Origin of the sequence: Pseudomonas maumuensis (assembly GCF_019139675.1) — a bacterium.
Taxonomy (GTDB): Bacteria; Pseudomonadota; Gammaproteobacteria; order Pseudomonadales; family Pseudomonadaceae; genus Aquipseudomonas; species Aquipseudomonas maumuensis.
Genome location: NZ_CP077077.1, coordinates 778,276 through 798,181, shown reverse-complemented (window position 1 = coordinate 798,181; position 19,906 = coordinate 778,276). Strand labels below are relative to the sequence as shown.

The following is a 19,906-nucleotide window of genomic DNA, read 5'->3' as shown; positions in this document are numbered from 1 at the left end:
CCTGTGCGGGCAAGCACGGGATGGTTCGTGTGCCGGATGGTCAGCGCCAGGCCAGGAAGAATCCCACGCTGGCATTGGGCGCCGGGGGCAGTATAAGCCGCTGGAGGGTGCGCGCCTTGAGGGAGACTTGACCGGGGCGGGGCGGCGTTGCACCTCCAATTACCGTTCTGAAAGATGCGTCTGTCAGAGCTCCACCCAGCAGAAGCGGCTCATGCCCCGGTTTTGCCGTGGCTGCAGCGGGAACATGACTGACAGCCCTTATCAAGAAGCTCGAAAAACCCTACAGAAAGGGTAAAAAATCCGTCATGCAAAGCAGAAACCCTCCCTACTTCAGGCCGTCATGACCGTCAGTCAGGGGACTGGTCCCGCCCATGGCGAGTGCCGGGGGCGGCGCTACACTAGTTCCGCTCCCACTCACTGGAGGTGGATCGCGATGAAGATTGTCGTCAGTGCGTCGAACCGAAATCCCGCCTGCCCTTGGCAGGTCCAGCTCGACCAGCATGTGGTGAGTTTCCGTAGCGAGGCCGAGGCACGGTCGTTCGTGGCCCTGCTGGAGGCACGCCTAAACGCGCCCCATCCGCTCAAGCAGGCCGGCTGGCCTGCAGGCGCCGGGTCAGCAATGCGACACTGACCACCAGTGCGCCGCACAGGCTGATCACCAACGCCATGGGCACCGCGCTGCCATCGTGCAGCACCCCGACCAGCGCCGCCGCGCCCGCAGCGACGCTGAACTGCAAGCAGCCCATCAACGCCGAGGCGCTGCCGGCCCGCGCGCCCTGCCCGCTCATGGCGCAGGCCGAGGCGTTGGGGATGATGCAGCCAAGGCTGGCGATGCACACGAACAACGGCACCAGCAATGGCCACAACTGCGCTGGGCGCAACGCTGCGACCAGCAGCAGCGCCAGCGCCGCCACCAGGTACAGCCACACTGCCCGCGCCAGCAGGAACGCCGGGCCGCGCTTGGCCAGCAGGCGCGCATTGACCTGGGCCATCAGGATGAAGCCTGCGGCGTTGGTGCCGAACAACCAGCCATAGTGCTCGGCGGGCACCCCGTACAACTTGATGAACACGAACGGTGAACCGGCGATGTAGGCAAACATCCCGGCGATGGCGATGCCGCCGGTCAACGCATGGCCGACGAACACCCGGTCACCGAACAACCGCAGGTACTGGCGCAGCGCGCCCGACAAGGGCTGGCGCGGCACATGGGCCGGCAGGCTCTCCGGCAGCCCCAGGCCGACGGCCACCAGGCAGGCCGCGCTGAACAGGCTCAGGGCGAGGAAGATCGACTGCCAACCGGACACATTGACCAGCACGCCACCGAGCATCGGCGCGAGGATCGGTGCCAGGCCCATCACCAGCATCAGTTGCGAGAACACCTTGGCCGAGGCCACCGCGTCGCACTTGTCGCTGACGATCGCCCGCGACAGCACCATCCCGGCGCAGCCGCCCAAGGCTTGGACGAAGCGCGCCACGATCAGGCTGTCGAGGTTGGGGGCGTAGGCGCAGGCCAGGGAGGCCACGGTGAACAAGCCGACCCCGAACAACAGTGGGATGCGCCGGCCGAATCGGTCGGCCACTGGCCCATAGGCAAGCTGGCCCAGGGACAGGCCGAGGAAGTAGGCGGCCAGGGTCGCCTGCACATGCTTTTCGTCGGTGGCGAAGGCATGCGCCATGGCCGGGAAGGCCGGTAGATAGAAGTCGATCGCCAAAGGCCCGAACGCACTCAGGGCGCCGAGAATCAGCAGGGTTCGCAGGTTCATGGAGAATCCGTAGCAGGCTAAGCAAGTCGGTTAGTCTACCTGAAAACCTTTGTATTGATTTTATAGGTGCATGACGGAAACTTTGCACCGTCTCTCAGACCGAGCGCCGCCCGCGCGGCGCATCGCGGATGAATCCGCTCCTACGTCTGTTGCAACGTACCGAACCTGTCAGGCCATGGTTGCCAGCCTTGGCGCAGGGCTCAAGACAGGTGAGTCGGCAGCAATGCCCACCGAAAAACCGCGTCGAGCGCACAAGGCTAACAACCATGGCCTATCAGGCATGGCCACGTTGCAACAGATGTAGGTGCGGATTCATCCGCGATGCGTCGCGCGGGCGGCGCTCGATCCAATAGGCGCCGCTAGGCTATCGCCATGCGCACTGCGCGATAACTCAGGCCACCTCGGCCTGATACCCCTCTTCACGAATCGCCGCGAGGATCTGATCCGCCGCCAGCGCACTGTCCACCCGCACCTGCTTCGCCGCCAGGTCCACTTCCACCCGCGCCGTCGCATCCTGCTCCTGCACCGCCCGGGTCACGCCTTTCACGCAATGGCCACAGGTCATGCCTTGTACGTTGAACACTTGCATCGAGGTTGCCTCCTTGTGGGTTTTGTCCACTTTCAGCCTTGCCATCGGGGCAAGGTCAAGTTCCGCGTCAAACGGCCGGGCTGGAAATCCGCGCGCGGCTCGGCCAAGCTGCGCCTTTGACGATTTTGGCAAGCAGGAGATTCTTCATGATCAGGGCAGCAATGAGCCTAGTCGGACTGCTGGGCGCGCTGGCCGTGGTGCCACCGGCCAGCGCCGAAGGCAACTCGGACTACAGCGTGCTGATGATTTCCCGGGAACGCCTGGAAGTGGCCAGCAGTTGCGAGATCGGTATCTACCTCAACGATCAACTGGCCGGCCGGCTGTTCCAGGAGCAGTCGACCTCGTTCAACCTGCCGCCAGGCCCTGTCGACGTGCGCCTGCGCCTGCTCCCTGGGCAGATGCCCGGTTGCGCCCCGGGTATCGAGGACCAGCGCAGCACGCGCCTGACGTTGCAGGCTGGGCAGATCAAGAAGTACCGCATCGCCACAGGGCACAAGGGCCTGGAATTGAGGCAGGCCAACCTGGGCTATTGACCTTGCCCGCATGGCAAGGTTGATGCTGAAGGCCTATCCACGGAGGAGAGAGCCATGCCCGCATCCACCACCTTCGACCTGCCGATCAGCGGCATGACCTGCGCCAGTTGCGCAGGTCGGGTCGAACGCGCCTTGCGCAAGGTCACCGGCACCGAACATGTCAGCGTCAACCTGGCCACCGAGCAGGCCCGGGTCCAGGCGCCTGCCGACAGCCTGCCGGCATTGGTCGGCGCGGTGCGCGACGCCGGTTACAGCGTCCCCACCCGCACCCTCGAACTGCAGATCGGCGGCATGACCTGCGCCAGCTGCGCCGGCCGTGTCGAACGCGCCCTCGGCAAGCTGCCGGGGGTCGAGCAGGTCAGCGTCAACCTGGCCAGCGAACGCGCCCACCTCGAAGTTTTGCAGGCCGTCGATGACGGCGTGTTGATCGCCGCGGTGGAAAAGGCCGGCTACAGCGCCAGCCTGCCGCGCACCGCCGACGATGACCAGGCCCAAGCCCAATGCCGCCTGCGCAACGAACGCCTGGCAGTCGGCGCCGCCCTGCTGCTGGCCCTGCCATTGGTACTGCCGATGCTGGCGCAACCCTTCGGTATGCACTGGATGCTGCCGGCCTGGGCGCAGTTCCTGCTGGCCACGCCGGTGCAGTTCATCCTCGGCGCGCGCTTCTACGTCGCCGCCTGCAAGGCCGTGCGCGCCGGTGCCGGCAACATGGACCTGCTGGTTGCCCTTGGCACCAGCGCCGGCTACGGCCTGAGCCTGTACCAATGGGCCAACGCCCACGACGGTATGGAACCGCACCTGTATTTCGAAGCTTCGGCGGTGGTCATCGCCCTGGTGCTGCTGGGCAAGTACCTGGAAAGCCGCGCCAAACGCCAGACCGCCAGCGCCATCCGGGCGCTGGAGGCGCTGCGCCCGGAACGGGCGGTGCGGGTCATCGAAGGCCGCGAGGAAGAGGTGGCGATCAGTCAGTTGCGCCTGGGCGACCTGGTATTGGTCAAACCCGGCGAGCGCTTCCCGGTCGATGGTGAAGTGCTCGAAGGCAGCAGCCATGCCGATGAGGCGCTGATCAGCGGCGAAAGCCTGCCCGTACCCAAGGCGCCTGGCGACTCGGTAACCGGTGGGGCCATCAACGGCGAAGGCCGGCTGCTGGTAAAAACCCTGGCCCTGGGCACCGAGACCGTGCTCGCGCGCATCATCCGCCTGGTCGAGGACGCCCAGGCGGCCAAGGCGCCCATCCAGAAACTGGTCGACCGGGTCAGCCAGGTGTTCGTGCCGGCAGTATTGGTGCTGGCGCTGATCACCCTGGTCGGCTGGTGGCTGGCCGGTGCGCCGCTGGAAACCGCCCTGATCAATGCCGTCGCCGTGCTGGTGATTGCCTGTCCATGCGCCCTCGGCCTGGCGACGCCCGCCGCGATCATGGCCGGCACCGGCGTCGCCGCCCGCCACGGCATCCTGATCAAGGACGCCGAAGCACTGGAGCGTGCCCATGCGGTGAACAGCGTGGTGTTCGACAAGACCGGCACGCTCACCTCGGGCAGCCCGCGCATCGTCCACAGCCAGGCCAGCAACGGCGACAACGGCGAGCTGCTGCGCCTGGCCGGCGCCCTGCAACGTGGCAGCGAGCACCCATTGGCCAAGGCGGTGCTCGACGCCTGTGCCGAACAAGGCCTACACGTGCCGCAGGTTGCTGACAGCCAGTCCCTCACCGGTCGCGGCATCGCCGGCCAGGTGGATGGCCGTGAACTGGCCCTGGGCAACCGCCGCCTGCTCGACGAAAACAGCCTGCCGCCGGGCGACCTGGCCAACAGTGCGCAGGCCTGGGAAGCCGAGGGCCGCACGCTGTCCTGGTTGATCGAACGCGGCCAGCACCCTCGCGTGCTCGGCCTGTTCGCCTTCGGCGACAGCCTCAAGCCCGGCGCCGGCGCGGCCATCGACGCACTGCATGCGCGTGGCATCAGCAGCCACCTGCTGACGGGCGACAACCGTGGCAGCGCCAAGGTGGTGGCCGACGCCCTGGGCATCGATGACGTGCATGCCGAAGTGCTGCCGGCGGACAAGGCGGCTACAGTCGCCGCGCTCAAGCAGCAAGGCGTGGTGGCCATGGTCGGCGACGGCATCAACGACGCCCCGGCACTGGCCGCCGCCGATATCGGCATCGCCATGGGCGGCGGCACCGACGTGGCCATGCAGGCCGCCGGTATTACCCTGATGCGCGGCGATCCGCGCCTGGTGCCCGCGGCATTGGACATCAGCCGCAAGACCTATGCGAAGATCCGCCAGAACCTGTTCTGGGCCTTCATCTACAACCTAGTCGGCATCCCCCTGGCCGCACTGGGTTACCTCAACCCGGTACTGGCCGGCGCCGCCATGGCCCTGTCCAGCGTCAGCGTGGTCAGCAACGCCCTGTGGCTGAAAACCTGGAAACCCACCGCCATCGACCAGGAGGCGCCATGAACATCGGCCAGGCCGCCCGCCGCAGCGGGCTCAGCGCCAAGATGATCCGCTACTACGAGTCCATCGGCCTGTTGCGCCCCGCCACGCGCAGCGAAAGCGGCTATCGCCTGTACCAGCAGGAAGACCTGCACAGCCTCGCGTTCATCAAGCGCTCGCGGGACTTGGGCTTCTCCCTGGACGAAGTCGCCAAGCTGCTGACCCTGTGGCAGGACCGCCAGCGTGCCAGCGCCGACGTGAAGGCCCTGGCCATGCAGCATATCGACGCGCTGAACCAGCGCATCGAAGAGCTGGTGAGCCTGCGCGACACCCTCGGTGAGCTGGTGGCCCACTGCCAGGGCGACGACCGCCCGGACTGCCCGATCCTCAAGGACCTGGCCAATGGCAGCGGCTGCTGTCACTGAGGGCATCGTCTGCGGGAGCGGCAGCATGCCGTTCCTGCAGACACCTTTTGGTATGCCATATTAGCCAGCCCCGACCAATATCCCCTTGAATAGCCTTTTCACCCAATAAATACGGGCGTTCACCTACATAAAACCCAGGCTTTGCCGATGCACTGTTACAGCCTCGTGCAACGACAAGAACAACTCTGGGAGCGTGGATGAACATCAAGCAGAAACTCACCTGGGCCTTCGCCATCATCGCCGGCCTGCCCATCGTCCTGGTCGCCACCCTGGTGGTGCTCAACCTGCGCGGCGAAGCCCGCGACGATTTCCTCGACAACAGCAGCCGGGAGATTCGCCAGGTCGGCAACGCCATGGACATCTTCTTCCAGGGCATCACCCAGAACGTCGACTACCTGGCCGCGCAACCCCTGGTGGCGGCCAGCGCTGACAACGTCAAGAAGCACATCAGCGCCGATGCCGCCAGCATCGCCCCCGGCGAGCAGGACAAGGCGCTGTTCGACCTGTTCAGCCGCCTGGCCCAGAGCCACCCGGACTACGCCTATGTGTCCTACGGTCTGAAGGACGGCGGCTACGCGTTCTGGCCGGGCGATCCAAAAATGGCCAACTACGACCCACGCACCCGCCCCTGGTACCAGACGGCCATGGCCAACCCCGGCAAGACCCTGCGCACCGCGCCCTACTACTGGGCCGGCGACGATGCCGTGCTGGTCAGCACCGTGCGCGCCGTGGCCAACACGCTGGGCAACCCGGGCGGCGTGGTCAACATCGATGTGTCGCTCAAGGGCCTGACCGAGATCGTCAAGCAGATCAAGCTTGGCGAGAGCGGCTACCTGATCCTCATGGAAAACAACGGCAACGTGATGGTCGACCCGCGCGACGCCAGCCACAACTTCAAGCAGCTCGCCAGCCTGGGCGACGGCTACGCCGAGCTGGCCAAGGCCGGCAAGGGCCTGGCCGAAGTGCAGTTGAACGGCGAGCGCTACATGGCCAACGTCTACCCCGACGAGAAACTCGGCTGGACCTTCATCGGCCTGATCCAGCATGACGAAGTGATGCAGACCACCACCCGCCTTACCTGGCTGATCGGCGTCGTCGCGTTGCTCCTGGCCGCCGTGTTCGCCGTGGTGGGCGCGGCGTTCGCCAAGCTCATCGTGCGCCCGATCAACAGCGTCACCAGCGGCCTGGAGGACATCGCCCAGGGCGAAGGCGACCTGACCCGCAACCTGGAGATCCGCGGCCGCGACGAAACGGCCCAGCTGGCCAGCTGGTTCAACCAGTTCCTCGGCGCGATCCGCAGCCTGATCCAGCATATCGGCGGTGCGGCTAGCAAGATCCTCAGCACCTCCAACAGCTCGACCCGCGTCTCCGGCGACATGGCCGAAGCCGCCGGGCGCCAGCGCGAGGCGGTGGACATGGTCTCCACCGCCTTCCACGAGATGGTCGCCACCGCCAACGAAGTGGCCCGTTCCTGCAGCCAGGCCGCGCAGTCGGCCGACAGCGGCCAGCAGCAGGCCCGCGAAGGGCAGCAGCAGATCGACGCGGCGGTCCAGAGCGTCGACCGCCTGAGCCAGGAAATCGAGCAGTCGGCGCAGTCGATCCAGCAACTGGAACGCGACAGCAATGCCATCCAATCGATCCTCGGCACCATCCGCTCGATTGCCGAGCAGACCAACCTGCTGGCGCTCAACGCCGCCATCGAGGCGGCCCGCGCCGGTGAGCAGGGCCGCGGCTTTGCCGTGGTCGCCGACGAAGTCCGCGCCCTGGCCAAGCGCACCGCCGACTCCACCGCCGAGATCGACGGCCTGCTGGGCAACCTGGCCAGCCGCACGGCCCAGGTCGCCGAGCAGATGCACGCTAGCATCGAGGTGTCGCAGCAATCGGTCAGCCGTATCGGCCTGGCCCGCGACAGCTTCGGCCAGATCCGCGAATCGGTGGACGTCATCCGCGACATGAACACCCAGATCGCCACCGCCGCCGAGGAGCAGCACCAGGTGGCCGAGGACATCAACCGCCACATCAGCCAGATCCATGGCGATGCCCAACTGGTGGCGGAACTGGCCCAGGCGGCGCGCCAGGACTCTGAGAGCCTGGCCGGGCTGTCCAACGAGCTGGATGCGCTGGTGCGCAGGTTCAGGACCTGAGTCGCCGTCGGTGGGCACGCGCGCTCTTGTAGATGCGCGGTTGCCCACCGACCGGCCTTTTACCGACTACAGGCGAAGTTCCCCCGGCGTCGCCCCGAACAACTGCTTGAACGCGGCAATGTAGGCCGAGGTCGAGTCATAGCCACAGCCCAGCGCCGCCTGGGTGACGCTCTCCCCCGCTTCGAGCAGCGCCAGCGACGTCAACAGCCGCATGCGCTGGCGCCAGTTGCGAAAGCTCAGCCCCGTCTCTCGCTGGAACAGGCGCATCAGGGTCTTTTCCGACACCCCCAGTTGTACGGCCCACTGCTGCAAGGTCTGCACCTGGTCGGGCGCGGCGATCAATCCGTTGCACAGCGCCAGCAAACCCGGATGGCGCGGCAACGGCAGCGAGAAGCCCACCTGCGGCAGGGTGCGCAGTTGGTCCAGCAACACCGCCACCAGCCGCGCCTCGGCACTGTCGCCTTGCGGATAGGCCACCGCGAAGGTGCAGAACTGCTTGATCAGCTCACGCGCCAGCGGCGTGACCTCCAGCACCCGGCATTCGCTGGGCGACCATGGGCAGGCATCGCTGCGCACATACAGGCTGCGCATCTCGGCCTGCATCGAGGTCACCACTTCATGCTCGGTGCCGGCCGGGATCCACACGCCCCATTGCGGCGGGGCGAAGTAGCTGCCATCGCTGGTGTACACGCCGAGCACGCCGCTGATGGCATAGGAGAACTGCACCCAGTCGTGGCGGTGGCGGGTGGTCCAGGAGCCGGCGCCGAGGCTCTCGGCGCGGGCGTAGAGCGGCCTGGGCAGGTGATCCAGGGTGGGGATGGGGCGCGGGCCGATAGTCGACATGATAGGGCCTGGTGTCTCGGGACGGACAAGGGTATCAGCCATCGCAGGCAACGCCGAACCTATCGCTCGACGATCGCCGTCACCCCCTGCCCGCCCGCCGCGCAGATGGAGATCAGGCCGCGCCCCTTGCCCCGCTCGCTGAGCAGCTTGGCCATGTTCGCCAGAATCCGCCCACCCGTCGCGGCGAACGGGTGCCCTGCGGCCAGCGAACTGCCCTTCACGTTCAGCTTGCTACGGTCAATCGCACCGAGCGGCGCATCGAGCCCCAGCCGTGTGCGGCAGTAATCGGCATCTTCCCAGGCCTTGAGGGTGCATAGCACCTGGGCGGCAAAGGCTTCGTGGATTTCGTAGAAATCGAAATCCTGCAAGGTCAGGCCGTTGCGTGCCAGCAGCCGTGGCACCGCGTACACCGGCGCCATCAGCAGGCCCTCCTGGCCATGGACGAAATCCACCGCCGCCGCCTCGCCGTCGACCAAGTAGGCCTGCACCTTGAGGCCATGCTCCTCGGCCCAGGCCTCGCTGCCGAGCAGCACCAGCGAGGCGCCATCGGTCAGCGGCGTGGAGTTGCCCGGGGTGAGCGTGCCGAGGCCGCTGCGCTCGAACACCGGCTTGAGCTTGGCCAGCTGTTCCAGGGTGAGGTCGGCGCGCAGGTTGTTGTCGCGGGTCAGGCCCAGGTAAGGCGTGAGCAGGTCGTCGTGCCATCCCTCGCGATAGGACGTCGCCAGGTGCTGGTGGCTGAGCAGCGCCAGCGCATCCTGGTCGCCGCGCTCGATCTGCCAGGTCTGCGCCATGCGCTCGCAATGCTCGCCCATCGACAGCCCCGTGCGCGGCTCGCCGTTGCGCGGCAGCTCGGGCTTGAGCAGGCCCGGACGCAACTTGAGGAAAGGCTTGAGGCGCTCGCCGAGGCTCTTGCCACGGTTGGCCTGCAGCAGGATCTGGCGCAACCCTTCGCTCACGGCGATGGGGGCGTCCGAGGTGGTGTCGACGCCGCCGGCGATGCCGCTGTCGATCTGCCCCAGGGCGATCTTGTTGGCCACCAGCAACGCCGCCTCCAGCCCGGTGCCGCAGGCCTGCTGGATATCGTAGGCCGGCGTCTGCGGCGACAGGCGCGAGCCGAGCACGCACTCGCGGGTCAGGTTCATGTCACGCGAGTGCTTGAGCACCGCCCCCGCCGCGACCTCGCCCAGGCGCAGCCCATGCAGGCGGTAACGCTCCACCAGGCCTTCGAGGGCGGCGGTGAGCATCGCCTGGTTGCTGGCCTTGGCGTAGGCGCCATTGGAGCGGGCGAAGGGAATCCGGTTGCCCCCCAGGATCGCGACCCGGCGAATTGACTGCATGCCTGTTCCTCCTGAAACAATTTGAGCCTTAAGACTAGGTTCTTTTCGGCTATTCGAACGACCCTGCCACAAAGTTGGTCCACACTTGCATGCTTGCCTTCAGGGAGAACCGTACATGAGCGACCGCTATCTGGGCTTTGCCAACTCCACCCTTGGCCGCAAACTGGTCGATGCCCTCGGCCTGCCGCGCCCGGTGCCGCTGGAGCGCTGGCAGGCCGGGCGCCTGCGCCCCATCGAGGGCGCGCTGGTGCTCGGTGGCGGCCCGCTGGCCAGCCAGGTCGCGGCAATCGCCCCACGCCTGACCGCCGATTGCTACGGCTTCGACGCCGAAGCGCTCGACGCCCCCGCCTGGGTCGCGGGCCTGGGGCCGAAACTCAAAGCCGTGGTGTTCGATGCCAGTCACTTGTCCGACAGCGATGCGCTCAAGCAGTTGCGCGAATTCTTCCAGCCCTTGCTGCGCAGCCTGGCCCCCAGCGCCCATGTGCTGATCCTGGGGCGCGCCCCGGAAAGCCTGGACGATGCGCAAGCCAGTGTCGCCCAACGCGCCCTGGAGGGTTTCAGCCGTTCGCTGGCCAAGGAGTTGCGCAACGGCGCCACGGCCAATCTCTTGTATGTCGGTGACGGCGCCGAAGACCAGCTCGAAGGCGCGCTGCGCTTCTTCCTCTCGCCCAAGAGTGCGTTCGTTTCCGGGCAGGTCCTGCGCCTGTCGGCGTGTACCGCCCAGGTCGAAGACTGGACCCGCCCGCTGGCCGGTCGCCACGCCCTGGTCACCGGTGCCGCCCGTGGCATCGGCGCGGCCATTGCCGAGACCCTGGCCCGCGATGGCGCCGAGGTGACCTTGCTCGACGTACCCCAGGCGCAGCGCGACCTCGACGCCCTCGCCGCGCGCCTGGGCGGCCGTGCCCTGGCCCTGGACATCTGCGCCGCCGATGCCGCCGCGCAGTTGCTCGAAGCCTTGCCGCAAGGCCTGGACATCGTGGTGCATAACGCCGGCATCACCCGCGACAAGACCCTCGCCAACATGACCCCGGAATACTGGGACGCGGTGCTGGCCGTTAACCTCAAGGCTCCACAGGTGCTGACCCAGGCGCTGTTCGAGGGTGGCAAGCTGCACTCCGACGCCCGTATCACCCTGCTCGCCTCGGTCAGCGGCATCGCCGGCAACCGTGGCCAGTCCAACTATGCGGCCAGCAAGGCCGGGCTGATCGGTTTCGCCCAGGCCTGGGCGCCGCGCCTGGCCGAGCAGGGCGCCAGCATCAACGCGGTGGCGCCGGGCTTTATCGAAACGCACATGACCGCGGCCATGCCCATGGGCCTGCGCGAGGCCGGCCGGCGCCTGAGCTCACTCGGCCAGGGCGGCTTGCCGCAGGATGTCGCCGAGGCCATCGCCTGGCTCAGCCAGCCAGGTTCCGGCGCGGTCAACGGCCAGGCCCTGCGGGTCTGCGGCCAGGCCTTGATGGGAGCTTGACCATGACCCGACCCTGGCACGACCTGCATAGCCCCGACTCACGCCTGAACCTCTACCTGCGCGCCCTCGGCAGACGCAAGATCCGTGGCAGCCAGTTGCCGGAGCCGGGCCTGCGCTGCTACCTGCGGGTCGATGCCGCCAACCTGGCGGCCTATCGCCGGCTCTGCCACTTCGCCGATGACGGCCGCCTGCCGGGCACCTACCCGCACGTCATGGCCTTCAGCCTGCAATTGCAGTTGCTCACCGGCGACGACTTCCCCTTCCCCTTGCTCGGGCTGGTGCATCTGCACAACAGCCTGCAGGTGCTGCGCCCGCTGGGCGGTATCGATGGGCTGCGCTTCGCGGTGTACGCCGACAACCTGCAGCCCCACGAAAAAGGCGGCACCTTCGACCTGGTGACCGAGGCCGAGGACGGGCTCGGGCTGCTCTGGCGCGAGACCAGCCGCATGCTGGTGCGCGGCCTCAAGCTCGAGCAACAGGCCACCAGCGCCACCGCAGAGGCACCTGCCGCGCTGCCGGAGGCCACCCGCTGGTACGCCGACAGCGACATCGGCCGGCGCTATGCCAGGGTCTGCGGCGACTACAACCCGATCCACCTGAGCCGCCTCAGCGCCCGCCTGTTTGGCTTCCCCCGGGCCATCGCCCACGGCATGTGGAGCAAGGCCATGGCGCTGGCGGCGCTGCAGGGGCACCTGCCGAAAGCCGGTTATGAATTCGCCGTGGATTTCCACAAGCCGGTGCGCCTGCCTTCGGAGGTGGTGCTGAGCGCCAGCGAGGCGGGGCCGACGGGCGAGCTGCGCCTGGATGGCCACGGTGGGCTGGTACACATGGTCGGCAGTTGGCGCGCGCTCTGATCGGGCTTGCTTTGCAAGGAACCTCGCCGGAAGCTATGCGCCACGAGGAGATCCCGATGAACCTGCAAGAACTGACCGAACGCCTGCACCGCATCCGCGACACCAACGACTGGCGGGTTTTCCACAGCCCGAAGAACCTGGCCATGGCCGCCAGCGTCGAAATGGCCGAGCTGGTGGAGATCTTCCAGTGGCTGAGCGAAGACCAGTCGCGCCAGCTGCCCGCCGACCAGCTTGCCCACGCCGGCCAGGAAGTGGGCGATATCGTCCTCTACCTGTTGCTGCTGTGCAGCGAGCTGGGCCTGGACATGAACGAGGTGGTGCGGGCCAAGCTCGCCGACAGCGAGAGGCGCTTCGCCAAATGAACGACCGTCATTTCGATGAGCTGGCCAGCCGCTTCGCCGAGAAGATCTACGGCGGCGCCAAGGGGGCGATCCGCCTGGCGGTGCTCCAGGCCGACCTGGCCGAAGCCCTGCCCGACCGCCCCCTGCGGGTGCTCGATATCGGCGCGGGCCTCGGGCACATGGCCCTGTGGCTGGCCCAGCGTGGCCACCACCTGACCCTCGCCGAACCCGCCGCGCCGATGCTCGACGGCGCCCGTGCGCGCTTCGCCGAGGCTGGCCAGCAGGCCACGTTCATCCAGGCGCCCTGGCAGGACCTGCTGGGCCAACTCACCGAACCCTACGACCTGGTGCTGTGCCACGCCGTGCTCGAATGGCTGGCCGAGCCCGAAAGCATCCTACCGGTGCTGCACCAGCTGACCGCGCCGGGCGGCTGGCTGTCGCTGGCCTTCTACAACCGCGACGCGCTGGTCTACCGCAACCTGCTCAAGGGCCATTTCCGCAAGCTGCGGCACAATCGCCTGGCCGGTGAAAAGCAGAGCCTCACGCCACAGAAACCTCTTGATCCACGCGAGCTCAAGGCGCAACTTGAAGCTCTGTGGCAGGTCGAAAGCGAGAGCGGCGTACGGGTATTCCACGACTACATGCCCAAGGAGTTCCAGGCCAAGGCCGAGCTGCTCGACCTGCTGGAAATGGAGTTGGCGCACCGCCGCCACCCCAGCTTCGCCGGCCTGGGCCGCTACCTGCACTGGATGTGCCGCCCCCACTGACCCGCTCGCCAGGAGGATCCATGCCGTACCGTCTGCTCTGCCTGGCCCTGCTCCCCCTCGCCCTGGCCGCCTGCCAGGGCAGCAACCCCTATGTCGCCAGCGGCAAGCCGCTGCCACCGGCACCGCCGCAGGCCGCCGGTACCTTCGACGCCAGCGCCTACCCCGCACCGGCACGCGACTACGGCCGTTACCGCAGCTGGAGCTGGCGCAACAACCAGCCACCCGGGGGCCTGGTCAACGCCACGCCGGGCCAGCTGGCCGACGCGGTGAGCGGCGCCCTCGACCAGCACGGCCTGCGCCCGGCGCACAATGCGCCCGCCGACCTGCTGGTCAGCGCCGACGTGCGCGTGGAACGGCGCCTGCGCCAAGTACGCGACTACGACTACGATCCCTACTACGGCCCCTACCCTTACGGTGGCGTCGGCTACGGTGGCTATCGCAACGGCTATGGTGGCTACGCCAGCGTGCCGATCGTGCGCACCTACGAAGTCGAGGTGATGGTGGTGCGCATCGACCTGTTCGATGCTCGCAACGGCCAGCCGGTGTGGAGCGCCAGTGCCGAAAGCGGCAGCGACAAGGACTCGCCGCGTGAACGCGAGAGCGCCCTGCGCGAGTCGGTGAGCAAGGCGATGAGCGGCTATCCTCCCAGCTAACCTCCCACGGAGAACCATCATGTTGCGCCGTCTCGTTCTATTGTCCTTCGCCCTGCTGCTGGCCGCCTGCTCGAGCAACAACGTGCAGCACGATTTCGACGCCAGCCGCGACTTCGCCGCCTACCGCAGCTGGGCCTGGCAGGAGCCGGGCCTGCAATATCGCCCGGACGACCCGCGGATCAAGAGCGACCTGACCGAGCAACGCATTCGCCAGGCGGTCGCCGGCCAGCTCGACCAGCGCGGCCTGCGCCCGGCCCAGGGCAATGCCCGGGCCGATGTGAAGGTGCGCGCCTATCTGATCGTCGAAGACCGCCAGCAGCAGATCACCACCAACTACGGCGGCGCCTGGGGCGGTTATTGGGGCGGCTACTGGGGCGGGCCGATGTACAACGAGACCCGCAGCGTCGACTACAAGGTGGCGACCATCCAGGTCGACCTGTTCGATGGGCGTGACGGCAAGCTGGTGTGGCGGGGCAGCGCCGAACAGATCATGAACAACTACCCGCCCAGCCCGCAGGAGCGCAATGCGGCGATCCAGAAGACCGTCACCCAGGTGTTGAGCAACTACCCACCACATTGAGCCCCTGATGGCGGGGCAAACCCGCTGCCCCGCCCCGGCGATGCGTCGCTGGGGGCAGGGCACTTCGATCAAGGCAACTTGCCATCACCTTGACTACACTCCTTGCACCGCCGCCGCGCTGCCGGGCCATAGGCCGGCAAAGGAGTGCCCGTGGTTCCCCGTTCCGCTGTGCGCCAACGCGGCGCGATCGGCCTGATGGCCGCGCTGACCATGGGCCTGGCCCTGGTTTTCATGCTCCTGACCGTCGACAGCGGCCGCCTCTACCTCGAACAACGCAAGCTGCAACGCATCGCCGACATGGCTGCGCTGGAAGCCGCCGAGCATGACGGTGCCTGCACCGGCAGCGGCCCGCAGGCATCCACCCTGGCCCGCACCGCCGCCACCCGCAACGGCCATTCGCCGCTCAACCCGCTGATCGCCAGCTGCGGCTACCTGCGCACCGGCAATGACAACCTGCGCACCTTCACTGCCGACAATCAGCGCAACGAGGCGATCAAGGTCGAGGTCAGCAATGTGGTGGTCACCAGCTTCGCCGGTGGCATCTACGCACTGGTGCAGGGCGGTGCCATCGCCCGCACCACTACCCTGCGCGCCAGCGCGGTGGCCGCAAGCCCTGGGCCGCCCCAGGCAATGCTGAGCATTCGCAGCACACTGCTGCAGGTCAGTTCGATGCAGTCGGCCATTCTCAACGCCCTGTTGAAAGCCATCGGCGGCAGCACGCAGCTCAGCGTGCTGGGCTGGCAAGGCATCGCCGATACCCAGCTCAACCTGCTCGATTACCTCGACGCACTGTCCACCGACCTGCACCTGAACCTGGGCGACTACCAGCAGCTGCTGAACCTCCAGACCACCGCCGACAAGCTGCTAAACGTCGCCGTCAAGGTACTGCAGCAAAGCGGCGCCGCCGTGGAGGTGACCGGCAATCTGCTCAAACTCGCCGCGGACCTCAAAGGGCAGATCACCCTGGGGCAGTTGCTCAACCTGCAAACCGGTACTGTCCAGGCGGGCCTGGACGCGAACGTGCAAGTGCTGCAACTGATCCAGGCCATGATTCAACTGGCGGCTAATCGACAAGCGGTGAATGCCGAGATCCCCATCAACGTGCTGGGACTGATCAATGGCCGCGTGTATCTGAAGGTGATCCAGCCCCCGCAGAACTCCGCCGTCGGCGACCCGCGCAGCGATGAGTTGCGCGTGCATACCGCGCAGATCCGCGCGCTGGTGTCCCTGGACCTGCCCCTGCTGAGTGGTATCGCCGGATTGCTCAATGCCGTACTGGACCTGGCGGCGCCCTTGACCAACGTACTCAACAACCTGCTCAGCCTCAACCTGCTGGGCACTGTGCAGTCGCTGACCTGCGCCCTGGGCATTCCGTGCAAGGTCAGCGACATCAGGCTGCTGGACAGTCAGTTGCACATCGACATCGGCATCGAAGTGGCCGAGGGCACCAGCCGTCTGCGCCCGGCACCGCCCGACAATTACAGCTGCACCCCCAAGAGCCTGAACACCCTCACCCAGCGCTCGGCGGCGAGGATCGCGATCGGCAGGTTCGATTCACCGGCCGACTTCCTCACCCAGGGGCCTGACCTGGTCAAAGTGCAGGCTCTGCCGGTCATCGACATCGGCACCAATGTCTGCAGCCGTCTGCTGATCCTGCCACCCTCCTGCGGCACACGCGTGCCCTATGCCGGTGGCGGCATCGGCCTGCGGGTAGACAGCAAGCTGCTCGGCAGCGGCCCGACGGAAAAACCGCTGCTCTTCGCCGGGGACCATGCGCCGCGCACCATCGGCCAGGATCCGATGTTCCAGCCTATGGATACCGACCAGGCCCAGGTGGTGGCCAGTCTTTCCGGCACCCTCTCCGGTGTTCACCTGGAAGCCTACAAGCCCATCGGCAACAGTGGCCTCGGCCAGGTGCTGGTGCTCACTGCTGGCCTGCTGGACGGGGTGAAGAACATCCTCGAGCCGGTAATCAGGAACCTGCTCAGCCCGCTGCTCGATCCCCTGGTCAGCGGCTTGCTCAAGGTACTGGGCATCGATCTGGCCACTGCCGAGGTCGGCGCCAACCTCAGTTGCTCAAGCGGCCATGCTCAATTGGTGCTGTGAACTGGCAGGTCGATGCAAAAACAGGCGCCTTCGGAGGAGTTGCTCACCGTCAGCCCGCCGCCCATCTGGCTGACGATGCCATGGCTGACCGATAGCCCCAGCCCGGTGCCGACACCGGCCGGCTTGGTGGTGAAGAAGGGTTCGAAGATCCGCGCCTGCAGCCTTGCATCGATACCGCCGGCATTGTCATCCACCAGTAGCCACAACCGCTCACCGTGCAGCGCCTGGCGCACGCGGATCCATGGCTGCGCCACCTGCTTTTCCAACAAGGCATCGCGGGCATTGACCATCAGGTTGATCAGCACCTGCTCCAGCTGGTCCTGATGCCCGAGCACCTGTGGCATCGACTCCGGCGACTCCAGGTGCAGCTCCACGCCCTTGCCGCGCAAGCCCTCCTCGAGCAGTGCCAGGGCGCCCTGCACCGCGTCCCAAGCGGCGAAGCGCTCACGCTCGACGGTCGAGCGCCGACCGTATACGCGCATGTGATCGACCAAGCGGGCAGCACGCTCGACCTGGGCTTCGATGCGGCGCAGCTTGTCCGCCAGGTAGGCCGGATCGGCGGCGCCGTTCTCCAGGCGCTTGAGAGCATTGCCCGCAGCCATGCGCATCACGTTGAGCGGCTGGTTGATTTCGTGTACCAAGCCGGTGGCCAGCTCACCGAGGGTGGCCATCTTGGCACCCTGCAACAGCTGCTGCTGGCTGCGCCGCACCTCGGTGTTGTCGCGGCCCACGGCCTGCACCTCCAGCAGACGGCCTTCGCCATCGAACAGCCCGCGATCGGCCCAGACCCACCAGGCGTGCTCACGGCCGGGCAGTTGCAAACAGATCTCCGCGCTGCTCACCGGTTGTTCGGGGGTCAAGGCCTGCAAGCGCTGGAGGAACGTTTCGCGCTGCTCGGCGGACAACCAATGCCCCAGATCCATGCCCTGCAACTGTTCGGGCATGCAGCCCAGGTAGTCGGCCAGCGGGCGGTTGCCGAACAGCACGGTCAGGTCCGGGCGATAGCGGCAGATCATCGCCGGTGAGTCCTCCACCAGCACGCGGTAGCGCTCCTCGCTCTGGCGCATGCGCTCGGCGGCCTCGGTGGCTTCGCTGACGTCCAGCCACAGGCCGACCACTTCCAGCGGCTGGCCGAGGTCGTCACGCAGCAGGCGAGCCTCGTCCAGCATCCAGTGGTAGCCACCGAGGTGGTCGCGCAGGCGATAGCGGCAACGCACCTGGCCATCGCGCAGCAGGCCGCGAGTACGCTCCAGCCATAGCGGGCGGTCGTCCGGATGCACCGCCAGGCCCGGCTGGCGGGCGAGTTCGCCGTCGCCTTCCCAGCCCAGCAACGGCGCCAGGCTGGCGCTATAGAAGTCACTGTGCAGCGCGCCCTCGGCATAGCGCTGCACGTAGATCACCGCGGGTGAGCGGGCAATGAGGTTTTCCAATCGCGCCCGGGCCGCACCGGCTTGCTGTTCCTGGGCCTTGAGGGCACTGATATCGAGCAGGAAGCCGCGCAGTTGGCCGCCCCGGCCCTGGCCGGCCCAATGGAACCAGCGCGGTGCCGCGAGCGGGTCGCTGTCCAGCAGGCGCACGCCCAGGCTCAAGGCCTGCCCTTCACGCGCCTGATCCAGTGCCAGCTGCGCCGGTTCGCGGTCGGCCGGGTGCAGACGGGCAAGCCACTGGGTCAGGTCGAGCCGGCTGTCGAGGCCAAGGGTCGTGGCCAGGGCCGGGTCCAACTGCAGGTCGCCGTGCGCCGGCCACTCCCACCAGCCCGCGCCCAACTGCTGCTGCAGGTCGTCGAGGTGATGGGCCTGGTGCTGCAGTTGCTGGCGGCGATGGCGTACCAGCAGTGGCTCGGTCAAGGTCCGCACCAGGGCCAGGGCCATGTCGAGCGCAGGCACCTGGTGCGCTCCGGCGCACAACATCCAGGCCTCGGCCTCCAAACCTTGCCGATAAGGCACCAGGAACAGCGAGGCGCCTCCACATAGCGCCAGCAGTTCGGGGTCGTCGCGCACGTCGATCAGAGTATGGGCCGGCCATCGCTCGAGCCGATCCCGCAGCCGCCGGTCATCGGGCCAGGGCCAGGTCTCGTCGCTGCTGGCGTAGTGTCGCCAGCCGCCCGGCTCGCGCAGCACCAGGCGCAGCGCGGCAGCCTGCCAGTGCTCGGCCAGGCTGCGCAACTGCTCGCGTACCGTCTGCGCCAGGCGCTCGGCACCGCATTCACGCAGGGCATGGCCGATCTCCCCGAGCAGGGGCCGCTGGCGATCCCAGCGCTGTTCGCGGAGCAGATCGCCGATATCGAACAGTTGCAGCATCCAGCCCTGCTCGTGGCGTTGCAGCCAGCCGCGGGTATGAAGGGCGTGGCCCATGACCGTATGGAAGTCCAGGTCCAGTGGCTGCCCCTGCCAGTCGGCGGGCTGGCCTTCGAGTACCAGCCAGCTGTGTCGCTCAAGGTAGTCATGCACCCGCGCGCCAGCCTGGCCGGGCAAAGCCAGCAAGCTGCGCAGCGGGCCGGCCAGGCGCAGCACCCGCGCCTGGTCGTCGAGCCACAATTGCAGACCCACGGCGGGTGTCGCCTCGGGCGCCTGGGCGGGGGCCGGCACGGCGAACCAGCGGTCGAACAGACCACCACTCACAGTTGCAGGCTCGCCTGGGCCTGCAGCCGCGCGGGCAGCTTGGGCACGTCACCGATCACGGGCAGCAACAAGGTTGGCAAGACGCGGTTGAGGCGTTCGCGGGGATAGTCGATCACCACCGTCAGCACCTTGTCCGTGCTGACGGTGACCCGGGTATCGGTGTTCACGTTGAAGCCCAGCGCATTGGGCATCCACGCCAGTTGCTGGCCGATCACCTGGCGAGCCAGCCCCTGCACGTCCAGCTCGTAGGTCTGGCTGCTCGGGTCCACGGACACGCAGCGGCGCACCGCCTCGCTGCTGGCCTGGTTGAACGACTGCAGCATGAGCATCGGCAAGGCGTAGCTGACCAAGCCATAGAACACCGCGAAAAACACCATGAATACCGCGACAAACTCGATGGCAGCCGCGCCTTTTTGTTGTCCCGCCGGGCCTGCTTTCATGTTCGCGTCTAC

Annotated in this window: 18 protein-coding genes and 1 pseudogene; 13 read left to right on the top strand and 6 right to left on the bottom strand. The window is 67.2% G+C overall.

The genetic code is table 11. The annotated features are described in order from the left end of the window. Nucleotides 1-433 precede the first annotated feature (433 nt). Complete coding sequence (locus KSS90_RS25550) at nt 434-631, top strand: hypothetical protein (RefSeq protein WP_225933132.1); 198 nt, start codon at nt 434-436, stop codon at nt 629-631. Here KSS90_RS25550 and KSS90_RS03760 read toward each other — a convergent pair. Continuing rightward, nucleotides 582-1,763 (bottom strand): multidrug effflux MFS transporter, encoded by a 1,182-nt coding sequence (locus KSS90_RS03760; protein WP_217868258.1) that lies wholly within the window; start codon nt 1,761-1,763, stop codon nt 582-584. The two genes, KSS90_RS25550 and KSS90_RS03760, sit on opposite strands and share 50 nt — an antisense overlap. A gap of 391 nt (nt 1,764-2,154) precedes the next feature. Next, nucleotides 2,155-2,352 (bottom strand): heavy-metal-associated domain-containing protein, encoded by a 198-nt coding sequence (locus tag KSS90_RS03755; protein WP_217868257.1) that lies wholly within the window; start codon nt 2,350-2,352, stop codon nt 2,155-2,157. 146 nt (nt 2,353-2,498) lie between these two features. Here KSS90_RS03755 and KSS90_RS03750 point away from each other — a divergent pair, with 146 nt between their 5' ends. The 5 genes and pseudogenes from KSS90_RS03750 (at nt 2,499) to KSS90_RS25825 (ending at nt 7,884) form a co-directional block, all read left to right on the top strand. Further along, entirely contained in the window at nt 2,499-2,885 is a 387-nt protein-coding gene (locus KSS90_RS03750; protein ID WP_023632214.1) for a hypothetical protein, read from the top strand. A gap of 54 nt (nt 2,886-2,939) precedes the next feature. Further along, nucleotides 2,940-5,339, top strand: a complete 2,400-nt coding sequence (locus KSS90_RS03745; protein ID WP_217868256.1) for a heavy metal translocating P-type ATPase — start codon at nt 2,940-2,942, stop codon at nt 5,337-5,339. Beyond that, the gene (gene cueR / locus KSS90_RS03740) at nt 5,336-5,740 is read left to right on the top strand and encodes a Cu(I)-responsive transcriptional regulator (protein ID WP_023631307.1); all 405 of its coding nucleotides are present in this window, start codon (nt 5,336-5,338) and stop codon (nt 5,738-5,740) included. The genes KSS90_RS03745 and cueR overlap by 4 nt, the downstream gene beginning before the upstream one ends. 197 nt (nt 5,741-5,937) lie before the next feature. After that, nucleotides 5,938-7,026: pseudogene (locus KSS90_RS25830) on the top strand (HAMP domain-containing protein); the annotation flags it as partial. Between the two features lie 90 nt (nt 7,027-7,116). Beyond that, complete coding sequence (locus KSS90_RS25825) at nt 7,117-7,884, top strand: methyl-accepting chemotaxis protein (protein ID WP_371918344.1); 768 nt, start codon at nt 7,117-7,119, stop codon at nt 7,882-7,884. 66 nt (nt 7,885-7,950) lie between these two features. Here the strand turns inward: KSS90_RS25825 and KSS90_RS03730 are convergent, their stop codons facing one another. After that, complete coding sequence (locus KSS90_RS03730; RefSeq protein ID WP_139668445.1) at nt 7,951-8,727, bottom strand: AraC family transcriptional regulator; 777 nt, start codon at nt 8,725-8,727, stop codon at nt 7,951-7,953. A gap of 59 nt (nt 8,728-8,786) precedes the next feature. Next, nucleotides 8,787-10,064 (bottom strand): acetyl-CoA C-acetyltransferase, encoded by a 1,278-nt coding sequence (locus KSS90_RS03725; RefSeq protein WP_217868253.1) that lies wholly within the window; start codon nt 10,062-10,064, stop codon nt 8,787-8,789. Nucleotides 10,065-10,179: 115 nt separating this feature from the next. Here KSS90_RS03725 and KSS90_RS03720 point away from each other — a divergent pair, with 115 nt between their 5' ends. From KSS90_RS03720 to KSS90_RS03690, 7 genes are all read left to right on the top strand, one after another. Further along, nucleotides 10,180-11,532: a 3-oxoacyl-ACP reductase gene (locus tag KSS90_RS03720; RefSeq protein ID WP_217868251.1), complete on the top strand. Its 1,353-nt coding sequence runs from the start codon at nt 10,180-10,182 to the stop codon at nt 11,530-11,532. Nucleotides 11,533-11,534: 2 nt separating this feature from the next. Next, nucleotides 11,535-12,386, top strand: coding sequence for a MaoC family dehydratase (locus KSS90_RS03715; RefSeq protein WP_217868250.1), 852 nt, complete (start codon nt 11,535-11,537; stop codon nt 12,384-12,386). Between the two features lie 56 nt (nt 12,387-12,442). Next, nucleotides 12,443-12,748 carry a MazG-like family protein gene (locus tag KSS90_RS03710; RefSeq protein WP_102684835.1) on the top strand — a complete coding sequence of 102 codons (306 nt, stop codon included), beginning with the start codon at nt 12,443-12,445 and terminating at the stop codon, nt 12,746-12,748. Then, nucleotides 12,745-13,494: a methyltransferase domain-containing protein gene (locus KSS90_RS03705; RefSeq protein ID WP_217868249.1), complete on the top strand. Its 750-nt coding sequence runs from the start codon at nt 12,745-12,747 to the stop codon at nt 13,492-13,494. The genes KSS90_RS03710 and KSS90_RS03705 overlap by 4 nt, the downstream gene beginning before the upstream one ends. Before the next feature lie 20 nt (nt 13,495-13,514). Then, a complete protein-coding gene (locus KSS90_RS03700; RefSeq protein ID WP_217868247.1) occupies nt 13,515-14,147 on the top strand; it encodes a DUF4136 domain-containing protein in 633 nt (210 codons plus the stop codon). Between the two features lie 19 nt (nt 14,148-14,166). Next, a complete protein-coding gene (locus tag KSS90_RS03695; RefSeq protein WP_217868245.1) occupies nt 14,167-14,727 on the top strand; it encodes a DUF4136 domain-containing protein in 561 nt (186 codons plus the stop codon). A gap of 150 nt (nt 14,728-14,877) precedes the next feature. Continuing rightward, on the top strand, nt 14,878-16,833 hold the full coding sequence (locus KSS90_RS03690; protein WP_225933131.1) for a pilus assembly protein TadG-related protein: 1,956 nt from the start codon (nt 14,878-14,880) through the stop codon (nt 16,831-16,833). Here KSS90_RS03690 and KSS90_RS03685 read toward each other — a convergent pair. After that, nucleotides 16,818-19,454 (bottom strand): PAS domain-containing sensor histidine kinase, encoded by a 2,637-nt coding sequence (locus tag KSS90_RS03685; protein ID WP_225933130.1) that lies wholly within the window; start codon nt 19,452-19,454, stop codon nt 16,818-16,820. The two genes, KSS90_RS03690 and KSS90_RS03685, sit on opposite strands and share 16 nt — an antisense overlap. Next, on the bottom strand, nt 19,451-19,894 hold the full coding sequence (locus KSS90_RS03680) for a TadE family protein (protein WP_217868244.1): 444 nt from the start codon (nt 19,892-19,894) through the stop codon (nt 19,451-19,453). The genes KSS90_RS03685 and KSS90_RS03680 overlap by 4 nt, the downstream gene beginning before the upstream one ends. Nucleotides 19,895-19,906: the final 12 nt, after the last annotated feature.